This window comes from Actinophytocola sp. (assembly GCF_035634895.1).
Lineage (GTDB): Bacteria > Actinomycetota > Actinomycetes > Mycobacteriales > Pseudonocardiaceae > Actinophytocola.
Genome location: NZ_DASQCC010000077.1, coordinates 1 through 11,867, shown reverse-complemented (window position 1 = coordinate 11,867; position 11,867 = coordinate 1). Strand labels below are relative to the sequence as shown.

Sequence of the window (11,867 nt, the reverse complement as noted above, 5' to 3'; positions counted from 1 at the left end):
TCCGCTACCGGTCTGCCATGGCGGTCGACGCTCGACACAGGACGGCGAACAGCTCGTCCGGTGGGTCGTCGACGTAGTAGTGGTCGCCGGGAAGCAGGTGTTCGTCCACCGCGGCGACGGTGTAGGTGGACCAACCGCGCATCTCGGCGAGGCCGCAGTCCTCGTCGCTCTCGGCGGCGACCACCGTGATCGGACAGGTCAACGGGGCGCCGCCGGAGTAGCGGTAGTTCTCGGCCATCAGCAGATCACCGCGCAGCGCCGGCACGGAGACCCGCCACAGTTCCTCGTTCTCGGTCACCAGCGCCGCACGGCCACCGACGTTCCGCAGGTAGCGGCGGACGTCCTCGTCGCGGCGGAAGTCGTAGTCCCTGGGCAGGGAGTCGGCCGGCGGCACCCTGGCGGAGACGACCAGCCGGGAGATCGGGGTCGGGAACCGGGGTCGAAGCCGCCGCGCCACCTCGAAGGCGATGGTGGCGCCGAGGCTGTGTCCGAAGAGGACCAGCGGGCGGTCGAGCAGCCGCTCGACCTCGGGTGCGACCAACGATGCCAGCGTATCCAGGTCGGCGACCGGTTCTTCGTGACCCCGGTCCTGTCGGCCGGGGTACTGAACGGCCACCAGCTCCGTCGACGGCGGCAGCCGGTCCGCCCAGCCGTGGAACACGCTTGCCGCACCGCCGGCGTGCGGGAAGCACACCAGTCTCGTGGCGGCCGACGGCCGGGGGTGGAACACCCGGAGCCAGGCCGAGCGCCGGGCAGCGGGCGTTCCCCACGTCATCAGTCCGCTGCCTTCAGGTAGTCGGAGGTGTGCGCCTCGCACATCGCGACCGCGATCCGCCGTGGACCCTCGTACGGTTCCCTGGCGTGTGCGGTCATCATGTTGTCCACGACGAGCACATCGCCCTGCTGCCAGTCGAACCGGCGTGACTCGGACCGGTAGCAGTCCCGGAGGTGTGCCATCACGTCGTTGGGGATCCGGCCGCCGTCACCGTAGTAGGTGTTGATCGGCAGGCCCTCCTCGCCGAACATGGCGAGCAGACCCTCACGCACCTCCTCGTCGTGCGTGCTGATGTGGAAGAACGTGATGTGGTTGAACCACACGTGCTCGCCGGTGTCCGGGTGGGTGTAGGACGGGCGCCGCACGGCCGTCGTGCGGAGGTGGTCATCGGCGATCCACTCGGTACCGATACCACGCCCGGCGCAGTATGTGTCCACTTCGGACGGAACCTGCGTGCCGTAGGCCTCCGGCCACGGGATGCCGACGTTGGGCCGGTAGTTGCGCCTGAGCATCCATCCGCGACGCTCGAACTCGGCGCGCACGTCTGGGTGGATGGCCTGGAACACCCTGCGCACGTCGGCCAGCGGGGTGGCGCCCTGCGCGGAGGGTTCCCGGGCGCAGTAGAAGTACAGCAGGCGTGGCCATGCGGCCTGGTAGGAGCTCTCGTTGTGGAGGAAGATCTCCTCGTCCGCCGGGTAGTCGGTCGAGGTGTAGACGTTGCCCTTGATGGCGTGCCGCGGTGAGGACCGCTCGTTGTAGGTCATCGGCTCACCGGACATGGCCCGCACCACCGACTCGAACGCCGGGATGTCGTCGACCGCGAAACCCCGCAACAGCAGGGCGCCGTTGGTGACGAGCTCCCGGCGCAGCCGGTCCTGGTCCGCGCCGAGCATGGTGATTAGCTCGGAGAGGTCGTTCCGCCCCGTCTCCACGTGGGGCAGCATGGCTTCGGTACTCAGCACCTCAAGGTCTCCCGTCATCCCGCCATCGCGACCAGGACGCGGCGCGGACCGGTGAACGGCCGCCTGCCGTGTCCGACCAGAACGTTGTCGATCACCATGAGATCCCCGGCCCGCCACGGCACGTCCACCGCTTCGGACAGCCCTCGGTCACGGATCTGGGTGACGTACTCGGCCGGGATCGGGGAGCCGTCGGCGAACACGACCGACTGCGGCATGTCCTCCTCGGGCAGGATCGAGGCCAGGGCCGCCGCGGTGTCGTCACCGAGCCCGGCGATGTGCCACTGGTCGGCCTGGTTGAACCACACCTCCGTGTCGGTGCGTCCGTCCACGATGGTCGACGGCCCCGGTTGTTCCACGCGCAGTCCGCCGTCGGCCCGCCAGGTCCACTCCGCACCGGTCTCGCCGAGGAATTCCTCGACCTCGTCCCGGTCGTCGGTCTCGAACGTCTGCTGCCAGCTCTTGCCGAACCCGACGCCATCGTGCAGGTTCTGCCGGTACCGCACGCCTCCCGAGAACGCCGCGCGCACCTGTTCGTCCAGCGCGGCGAGCCACCGGGAGCCGTCCACGATTGGCGTCGCTCCCCCGGTCTCCGGGGCCTGGTGGCAGTAGAACAGCAGCCGGCTGGGATACCGCCGGGCGTAGGACAGCTCGTTGTGCATCGAGATCGTGTACTCCGGCGGGTACTCGGTCGACGTGTAGACGTTGTCGCCGACCTTGGTCCTCGGGGAGTTGCCGTGGCGGTATGCCCACCGGACAGGCAGCAGTAGGTCGATCATCGCGTCGAACTCGTCGCGGCCCACCCCGAAGTCGCGCCAGACCAGTGCCTTGTGCTCGACGAGCATGGCCCCGAGGTCGACGGCCTCGAGGTGGTCCTTCAGACCGGCGGCGTTCGCCGTGACGCCGACGTCGGCGGGCCGTATTACTGTGGGTGCCCAGGGCGTTCCCGTCATCGCCGCATCTCCTCGCTGGCGGTTTCCGTTCGGAGCCTGCTCACGGCGAACGATGCGAGACCCACCCATACCCGAGCAATATCGGTGACCGGGCCGAACATTGACCGGACCCTGCCGAGACAACTTGATGTCACCACCGCGTGCACCGGCGCCCGGTGGGTCCGCCACCGCCCGCGGTTCAGGGCGGCCGAGGACGATCACCGGGCGCTCCCGCATGCAGGCGCGTTCGTAGCCGTTGCCCCAGTACACCGAGCCGCCCACGATCGCGGGACCGGCGTTCGACGAGCCCTCGCCACGGGTACCTGACCGGTCGGCGTCGATTGCGTACCTGTAGCCGTTCAGGGAACCCGCGTAGAGCACGCCGTTGGGGAGTAGAGCTCCTGCGCCAAATAAAACAAAACAAGCACCACCGGAAATAGGTCACGTATCCGCCACTGGGAGTCAATGTGGCGAGCCATCCGCGTGCGCCGTGTTCCGTTCGTCCGCACTGGCGGGTGCCGTGGCCCAGCTCAGCAGGAACATGCCAACCGCGATGGCGACCATCGTGTACACACCTCGCGGCCAGAACAGGTGGCTGTCGAGGAAGGAGACGCTCGCGGCCAACAGCAGTACCGCACCGGGCGCCACTCGCCACCCCGCACGCGGCGCGATCCCCGCTACGACGCACACACTCCCGACGAGAAACGACCACGCCCCGACATAGCCCAGCGTGTCGCCGACCTCGAAGAGCGTGCCGGTCAGCGGCGAGACGCCGCCCGACGCATCCTCCACCGTGCCTGCGGCGATCCCCGCCACGGCGTCGAGTCCACCGTAGAACGTGGCGTAGCCGTAGGCCGCCAGTCGCCCCGCCCAGCGAAGCGGCCGAACCGCGGGAGTCAGCAGCACCCACAGAGACACCCCGAGCAGCGGAAGTACCGGCAGCAGCAGGATGTGCAACGTCGTCCACCAGTGCGCGTTGCCAGCGTGCAGCCCACTGGGATGCGTCATACCGAAGCCGGCGAGCAGCAACCCGGGCAACGCCACCACGACCGCGAGCGGCCACCATGATCGGAACACCGGCCGATGCTAGCCCGCGCCTGGTGCCATCCGCTTTGTTCGAAGCTTAGGAAACTGTTACGGCCGGCCGATCGTGGTCGCGTTGTTCGCCGGGATGGGAATGATGGCCTGAACGCCGTCATAGTGAGGCGAGGGTCTGTTCCGGGCATCTGCCGGTACTGGTCCGCCGTAGACACGATGTCGGTTGTGGGTCAGCCGCGGTGGTCACGTCAACACGAAGTAGCGCAGCCACAGGTACGGCGCAGCCAACGCGACGGTGATCACGGTGACGATCGCGCCCGTGCGGGTGAACTCCCAGAACGAGATCGGGGTGCCGTCGCGTTTCGCGATACCCAACACCACGACGTTGGCGCTCACGCCGATGGCGGTCATGTTGCCGCCGAAGTCCGCACCCAGCGCCAGCGACCACCACAGCGCGTTCCGGACTGACTGACATGCCCACCAACCCGCGGCCGCTTCCGGAACCTCTACGGTGCCCACCCCCTGCACCTGCTCATCCTGCTCGCGTCGTTCGCACTCGCCGGGTACGCGGTGCGCTCCACCACATCCTGGGCGACGACACCAGACGGGTTCGGCTCGTCAACCACATCCGAATCCCCGCCCTGGCTTCCGGGCTACTCCTGCTGTTGTTCCTGCCCGGCATCATCCGACAGGGCCAGAAGACCTACCTCGCCGCCACCGGGCAAACCCAGGAACCCTTCCTCGTCCGCTGGCTCCTGCTCACCGCTCTCTTCTTCGCGACCAGCGCCATCACCTACGGCATACGCACCGCCCGCCACCGATGAATCCGGCGGTACCGCCGTTACCCCGCCACCACATCACGGCTTCACAGAAATGGCACGGCGACGACCGGCTGGCCGCTGGCGCGTTGATCTAGTGTCATGTCAGTTCAGCGGGCCCTGGTGGCTTGACGCGTGACCGGAGGAGTCGATGCTGGGATGACGGCAGGGCGACCGATGCCCACACAGGACGACGTGCTCGGGTACTTCAGCACGCTGTCGAACTGGGGCCGGTGGGGCGACGATGACGAGCTCGGCACTCTGAACCACATCACCGACGACGTCCGGCTCGCGGCGGCACGGGCGGTGCGCCACGGCAGCAGCGTCTCGTGCGCATGGGAGATAGCCGTGCCGGAGGACATGGAGCGGTCGACGACGACGTGCCCGTGCGCCGCCGAGATGCCCGGCGCCGAGCACATGCCGGCGCACTTCCACGGCGACCGGCGCTGGGGCTTCTCGAACGAGCGGCTCGGCATCCTGTTCCACGGCAACACCATCACCCACGTCGACTCGCCGTGCCACATCTTCTGGGACGGCACGATGTACAACGGGCGGTCCCACTCGTTGGTCGACGCCGCGACGGGCTCGGCCTGGGCGGCCGTCACAGCGGCGGCGAACGGGATCATCACGCGTGGTGTCCTGCTGGACATCGCGGCGGTTCGCGACGTGCCGTGGTTGGAACCGGGGCAGGGCGTATTCCCCGACGATCTCGACGAGGCCGAACGTCGCCAGGGTGTGCGGGTGCGACCCGGCGATGCCGTACTCCTGCGGACCGGCCATGGCCGCGTCCGGCACGAGACCGGTGCGGCCGGCGGGTTCAGGCAGGCCGGCTGGCACGCGTCCTGCCTGCCGTGGCTGCATGAACGCGGGGTCGCGTTGATCGGCGCGGACACCCCCCAGGATGTTCAGCCGTCGGGGTACGACGACGTGTTGATGCCGGTGCACGCCGTGGGCCTCGTCGCCATGGGTCTGTGGCTGCTCGACAACTGTGACCTGGAGGCGTGCGCGACGACGGCTGCCGAGCTCGGCCAGTGGGACTTCCACCTCGCGGTCGCGCCGGTCCGCTTCGCCGGTACGTCCGGCAGCCCGGTCAACCCAATCGCCACATTCTGACCGCGGTGACATCCCCTGGGCAATATTCGCGGTCGTGGAGGAGGCGGCGATCGCCGGCGCGGCCGGAGGTCGCGGCGGCCCCGTGACGCTCCGGTAACGCCCGGATCGCGGCGCCGCGACGGGCGCAATGGCATCCTGCTCTGGCCTCGTACCCCGAGCTGACTACGAAGGCACACGATGCCACCACCTGTGAAGGCCCGTGGTCCGCGACCGCCCATCCCGGCCGTGTCGCCGGCGGTCCGGTTACGCCGCCCGAAGTCCCCCAGTGCGATGGACCCGGGCACGGCGGACGTGGTCCGTGCCCGCGCGCAGCTGGGCAACGCGGCCGTGACCGCGGCGATGGGCAGCCTGCCGAGGGGTACCGAGCCCAGGCCGTCCGCGTGGACCGCGCAGATGATGCTGGCCGGCCAGAACCTGGTGGGCAACCAGGCCATCGCCAACCAGGCCACGGCACCTTCGGGAACCACGCCGGCCGTGCCCACTCCCGCCGGTCTCGCCCCGGTGCCCCCAGCGCCGGGCAAACTCCAACCTGCCCCGAAGAAACCCCCGCCCGCCAAGCCAACCGCCAAGAAGACCGAGGCGCCGCCCGCCACCGCCCCAGGCAAGAAGGACCTGGCGAAGGACAAGGCACCCGAGGAACGCCCGGAGACGGGCACCAAGAAGGAGAAGGACACCGGCCCCCGCTCGCCGGGCGCGGACCCGAAGTTCCAGGCACTGAAGAAGGACGTGAACGCCAAGAAGAAGACCGTCGGCGCCAGCCACCCGCCGGCGGCCGCGGAAGCCGGGGCGGCCCAGGAAGCCGCCGAGGCCCCGGCGGACGACCAGGAGGCTCGTGGCAAGGCAGCGCACGCCGAGGACATGGACGCCGCCCAGCCCAAGGAGTTCAACAAGCAGGAGTTCATCCAGGCGGTCAAGAAGGCCATCGCCGACAAGGCCCCGAAGAACCTGGACGAGGCGGACAAGTTCAGCGAGTCGGGCAAGGCCGAAGAAGTCAAGACCGAGGTCCAGGGCAAGGTCGGCGAAGGCAAGGACGCCTCAGCTCAGGAGATCGCCGACACCACCGCGGCCCCGCCGGAACCGGCACCGGACGCCAAACAGGTCGTGCCCATGGCCACGGACAAAGTGCCGGGCAAACCGGGCACCCCGAACCCGGCTCACGCGGCCCCGGACCAGTTGCCACCCTCAGCCACCGACATGTCGGCAGGCCCGGACCAGGTCAACCAACAGATGGCTGACGCGCAGGTCACCGACCAGCAGCTGTCGTTCAAGAACGCCCGCGAACCACAGTTCGACACGGCGGTCAAAGAGAAGAAGACGATGGAGGCCCACTCGGAGGCCGCCCCGAAGAAGCTACGCGCCGACGAGGCCGGCGAGCTCACACAGGTCAAGAACACCGCCGCGGCACAGGGTTCCACCGCGATGGCCGGCATCCACGCGACCCGCGTGACCACCGGCCAGCAGGTGGGCACCGGCAAGAAAGGCACCAAGAAGACCGACGAGGACAAGCGAAAAGAGGTCACCGACCTCCTGCAGAAGGTCTTCGACCAGACCAAGTGCGACGTAGAGAAAATCCTGACCGACCTGGACAAGAAGGTCGACGACCAGTTCACCACGAAGGAGAAGCAGGCGCGGGACCGCTTCACCCGCGAACACGAAGAGGGCATGGAGCGGTACAAGGACGAGCGCTACAGCGGGTGGACAGGCAAGGCCCGCTGGGTGCGAGACCTGTTCGCGGGCCTCCCGGAGGAAGCCAACCGCATCTACGAACGCGCAAGGGACAACTACCTGGCGGCGATGGACCAGATCATCACCGAGATCGCCGACACCGTAGAAGCCGAACTGAAACGCGCCAAGGACCGCATCGCCGCCGGCCGCAAGGAACTGAAGGCCGCGGTCGACAAGCTCCCGGCCGACCTGAAAGCGATCGGCCGCGAGGCAGCGACGGAGTTCGAGGGCAAGTTCGACGAACTGAAGGACACGGTCAACGACAAGGGCACAGAGCTGGTCGACACCCTGGCCACCAAGTACACCGAGGCGGTCAAGTCGGTCGACGACGAGATCGCCGCGGAGAAGGAGAAGAACAAGGGCCTGGTCGCCAAGGCAGCCGACGCCATCGGCGGCGCCATCAAGGCCATCATCGAACTCGGCCGCATGCTGATGGGCGTGCTCCGCAAGGCCGTCTCCGCCATCGGCGCCATCCTGAAAGACCCGATCGGATTCCTCGGCAACCTGGTCACCGGCGTCGGCGGCGGCCTGAAACTGTTCATGCGCAACGCGGGCCGCCACCTGGAGGGAGGCGTGCTGGCCTGGCTGCTCGGCACCGGCGGAGCGATGGGCCTGCAACTGCCAGCCACGTTCGACATCCTCGGCATCCTCACCCTGATCGCCATGATCCTGGGCCTCACGTGGCCCAACATCCGCGCCCGCCTGGCACGCAGAGTCCCGCCGCGGGCACTGCAGGCGGCGGAAACCGCGGTCCCGCTGGTCTCCCAGGTCAAACGCCGAGGCGTGGCCGGCATGTGGGACGACCTGAAAACACGAGTCGGAGACCTCAAGAAGGAACTGATCAGCAACCTGGTCTCGTTCCTGCTCCCCACCATCATCATCGCGGGCATCACCTGGATCGTGTCGCTGTTCAACCCCGCGTCCGCGTTCATCCGCGCCTGCAAGATGATCATCGACATCATCCGCTTCATCGTCACCAACGCCCGCCAGATCATCGACTTCGTCAACGCCGTCCTGGACGCGGTACTGGCCATCGCCCGAGGCGGCACAGGCGGCGTTCCCGCTCTGGTGGAACGCGCCCTCGCCCGCGCGATCCCGGTACTCATCGGCGCCCTGGCGGCCCTCCTGGGCATCGGCGGCATCGCCGGCAAGGTCAAACAGGTCTTCCAGAAGATCGCCCGCCCGGTCAACCGCGCCATCGACTGGGTCATCGACAAGATCACCGGCCTGATCAAGAAGCTATGGGCGAAGCTCAAGGCCCGCCGCGACCGGCCGTCGCGCCACAGAAGGCCGACGGGGGCACGCAGACCGGGCCGGCCGCGGCGCCCCAGGGACCGGGTCAGCCGCAGGGACAACACACCGGACGGCCAGCGCAGACGGTTGCACGCCGCGGTCACGGCCGGGGTCCGCGCGGTCAACCGGTTGCGCGGGCGCGCGGTCGGGCGCCGCCTGATCGAGCCTCTGCTGACCGTGATCCGCATCCGGTACGGCCTGTCCGTGCTCCGGCCGGTGGAACAGAGCGGCCGATGGGCGGTCCACGGCGTGATCAACCCGGAGATGACCGGGCCGACCACGAAGGAGACCGACGGCGGCGACAACCCGAACTTCAAGGCGGACGCGAAGAAGTTCGAGGAGAGGCTGGGCGCGAAGGCGGCCGTGCATGAAAACGCGAAGTCCGCGCTGGCGGGCATGGCCGCGAAGGTGAGAAAGTACCTCATCGAGGCCGCGGGCAGCTGGGACTACGCGAACACGAAGCTGCACGCGCTGATCAAGAAGATCGCGGCCGAGAACGTCGAACTGGCGATCCGGGCCGGATCGGTGGTCAATCTCGAAGCCGTGGAGGCGGAGAAGGACGAAGCCGCGAAGCAGGTGATGCTGATGGAGCCGGTCATGGCGGTCTTCGACGGTGGCGAGCTGTCCGAGCGATTCACCCACATCATCAGCTTCTACAGCAACGTGCTGGGTGACGATCTCGTCCATTCGAAGGGGTTCGGGGACTTGAAGGACACTGTGACGGGCTGGGTCATCGCGGTGGACCTGGACCTGCAGCAGCTGATGACCCTGGCGAAAGCCGTGCAGACCCCCGGGAGCAAGGTCCGGGACGCCATGACCCCCAAGCGGAAAGGATCAGACGTCGAGTTCCAGGCAGAGGCGAGAATCAAACGGGGCGCGAGCGTGAGCAGGAAGGTCGGCCTGCGGGCCGACGAACTCGGGCTGCCGATGAGCCCGCGCGAGGTGGCGCAGCAGCGGACGCTCCAGAAGGATTGGGACCAGGCCCTGCACAAACTGAAGTGGGAGGCCGGCTCCAAGGACTGGCGGATCAGGAAGGGCGGCGAGTTCGCAACGGGCGAGCCGGGCAGAAGGGCAAAGGAGTGGGCGCGGCAGATGCAGAGGCTCGGCATCCCGGTGGCCGCGGGCCCGTCCGGAACCACCAACGCGATGATGAACGTGGCGGTCGTGTTCAAGGCCGACAAGTACGACACCAGGCTGGCCTGCATCGGCTTCCTGCTCGGCTACCGGCACCACTCGCTGGTCGAGATCCTGGCCGCCGCTGAGCCGTTCGGCCCCACGTACGACAAGAGCCGGAGGATGTACCGGAACATCAAGCCGCTCGGCGAAGCGGAGTTGCGCTCCTACGGCGACGGTAAGTTCCCCGACGAGGCGAAAGCACCGGGGAAGGGCAGCGCCAAGTGACGAGAAAGTGCCGCCCCCAACCGCAACTGGTCGGAGCGGACTACTGGCTGCCGGTCGAAGCCTTCGAAGTCGGCTGGGCCGTCGCGGTCGGCTGCAACAACCTGCGCTGCCCGGACTGCGGGGAGGCGGTGCGGTCGGACGGGCAGCCGGGCCACACGGTCCGCCGCTACTGGTGCGCCTGCCAGCAGCACCTGGAGACCTGGACCTACTGGGTCGGCGGCGAGCCGGAGGACCTGTACGCGGAAAAACTTCGCTGGTACTGCGCCGGTCATCCGAACCTGACGCTGCCGGTGGTTCTGGACGGCGTGCGGCTGGACGCCGGGACCGACTGGGGCGCGGTCGCCGCCGCCGCCGTGCTGGAGGAGCCGTTCCACCCGCCCGGCATCGACCTCCGCCAGGCGTGGCTGGTCCGGCTGTACCACCTGCTTTCCCGGGAACGGGCGGCGGCACTGAGCTCGGCGATCGCCGAGCTGTTGTACACCACCGATCCACGCCTGGTCACGGGCGCTCTCGACTTCTTCACCACCGAGCGGAAGGCGCCCGGCGCGGAACGCATCACCGCCATGGTGACCGCACGCCGGGACTGGCTTGCGGAAACCCCCCACCCGAGCACACCGTCCGTGTCGCTGCTCGACGACGCAGTGCTCGTACTGCACACCCGTCTCCTGGCTACCGGCCGGGCCGCCGACCGGCCCGCGCTGGCCCTGGCCAAGGAGCTGGCGCTGGCGGGCGTCGGCCCGTACGACACCGCGGGCACGCTGCTCGACCACGATCCGAAGTGGCTCTGGACCAACGCAAGCGCGCTAGTCCAGGCCAATCCGGAATGGGCGGACAGGATCGCCTACCTGGCCACACAACAACGCGCCTCGATGCGACCCGGGCTACTGCGCGACCTGGCCACCGTCGCCCCGGCCGCGGCCCGTAAGGCCGTCACGGAACGCATCCCCGAGCCGGAACGCCAGCAGCTACTCGACCTGCTTCCTGGCGGCGACGCGGAAGCCGACCTGAACGAAACCGACTGACCAGGCGCCTCCGTTACCGGCCGTGCCCACGGAAGCCCAGGAACGAGCAGCTTCGACCCCACCCGTAGGCTCAGCATGTTCCGGCCGTTCTGTGCGCCCCCCGCCACGTCTTGCGGCTGGCCTCGGCGCGGCGCGCATTGATATGAACCCGTCCACTCGCGAGGGTTTGGCGACACATTTCAATGGCATACCGAAATCATGAGCCGCGGTGCGGCCTCGTCAGTCAAAGATGGCGCCTTCTCGAGTTCAACGCCTATCCGGTCGTGCATGGTGCACGCTGGGGGCCGTGACCCACTTGGACCGCGCGGGGATCCGGTGGACGGGTTCGCCGAGGCGGCGCGTCGGGATGTTCTCGCCCCCCGGGAGCCTCAGCGGGGCAGAAGGGTGCCCACCTCCCGTTCGCGGGCCGCGGTGTGGACGTGGGAGGCCAGGGCGATGTCGTGGACGCCCATGCCGAACGGGTTGATCACGACGCGGTCGTCGGGCGTGATGGGGCGGGGGTAGGCGCCGGCCAGGAGGGTGGCCAGGTCCGCGTCCACGGCACGGCCACCGGGGGGCGCCAGCTCGTCCGGACCGGTGACGCGGCCCGTATGCGCGAGCCTGCCGAGCAGCCGGGTCTCGTCCTCGCTGACCAGTTCCCAGTCGTCCACGAAGAGGTGGTCGCACGTCAGCAACAGGTCCTCGGTGGCGTCGTCCAGGGAGACGTTCAGGAACACCCCGCCTGCCGGGAGCCAGGCCGCCGCCACATAGGAAGTCGTGGTCGTCGTCGCGGCGACGGTGACCGAAGCGGC

Annotated in this window: 8 protein-coding genes and 2 pseudogenes; 4 read left to right on the top strand and 6 right to left on the bottom strand. The window is 68.6% G+C overall.

Annotated elements, in window-relative coordinates; all coding sequences use genetic code 11:
• Positions 1–4: 4 nt before the first annotated feature.
• The 5 genes and pseudogenes from VET29_RS10885 to VET29_RS10865 all read right to left on the bottom strand — a co-directional run.
• Positions 5–775, bottom strand: a complete 771-nt coding sequence (locus VET29_RS10885; RefSeq protein ID WP_324918605.1) for a thioesterase II family protein — start codon at positions 773–775, stop codon at positions 5–7.
• Positions 775–1,737, bottom strand: coding sequence for a TauD/TfdA family dioxygenase (locus VET29_RS10880; RefSeq protein WP_324918601.1), 963 nt, complete (start codon positions 1,735–1,737; stop codon positions 775–777). The genes VET29_RS10885 and VET29_RS10880 overlap by 1 nt, the downstream gene beginning before the upstream one ends.
• Positions 1,738–1,751: 14 nt before the next feature.
• Positions 1,752–2,687: a TauD/TfdA family dioxygenase gene (locus VET29_RS10875; protein WP_324918598.1), complete on the bottom strand. Its 936-nt coding sequence runs from the start codon at positions 2,685–2,687 to the stop codon at positions 1,752–1,754.
• A gap of 441 nt (positions 2,688–3,128) precedes the next feature.
• On the bottom strand, positions 3,129–3,743 hold the full coding sequence (locus VET29_RS10870) for a hypothetical protein (protein ID WP_324918594.1): 615 nt from the start codon (positions 3,741–3,743) through the stop codon (positions 3,129–3,131).
• Between the two features lie 204 nt (positions 3,744–3,947).
• Positions 3,948–4,223, bottom strand: a pseudogene (locus VET29_RS10865) (ArsB/NhaD family transporter); the annotation flags it as partial.
• A gap of 146 nt (positions 4,224–4,369) precedes the next feature.
• Here VET29_RS10865 and VET29_RS10860 point away from each other — a divergent pair.
• The 4 genes from VET29_RS10860 to VET29_RS10845 all read left to right on the top strand — a co-directional run bounded on the left by VET29_RS10860 (position 4,370) and on the right by VET29_RS10845 (position 11,076).
• Positions 4,370–4,528, top strand: a complete 159-nt coding sequence (locus VET29_RS10860) for a hypothetical protein (protein WP_324918591.1) — start codon at positions 4,370–4,372, stop codon at positions 4,526–4,528.
• A gap of 153 nt (positions 4,529–4,681) precedes the next feature.
• Positions 4,682–5,635: a cyclase family protein gene (locus VET29_RS10855; RefSeq protein ID WP_324918588.1), complete on the top strand. Its 954-nt coding sequence runs from the start codon at positions 4,682–4,684 to the stop codon at positions 5,633–5,635.
• 177 nt (positions 5,636–5,812) lie between these two features.
• The gene (locus VET29_RS10850) at positions 5,813–10,054 is read left to right on the top strand and encodes a hypothetical protein (protein WP_324918585.1); all 4,242 of its coding nucleotides are present in this window, start codon (positions 5,813–5,815) and stop codon (positions 10,052–10,054) included.
• The gene (locus VET29_RS10845; RefSeq protein ID WP_324918581.1) at positions 10,051–11,076 is read left to right on the top strand and encodes a hypothetical protein; all 1,026 of its coding nucleotides are present in this window, start codon (positions 10,051–10,053) and stop codon (positions 11,074–11,076) included. Before VET29_RS10850 ends, VET29_RS10845 begins: the two co-directional genes overlap by 4 nt.
• A gap of 368 nt (positions 11,077–11,444) precedes the next feature.
• On the opposite strand, the pseudogene VET29_RS10840 reads toward VET29_RS10845, so the two are convergent.
• A pseudogene (locus tag VET29_RS10840) lies at positions 11,445–11,867 on the bottom strand (hypothetical protein); the annotation flags it as partial.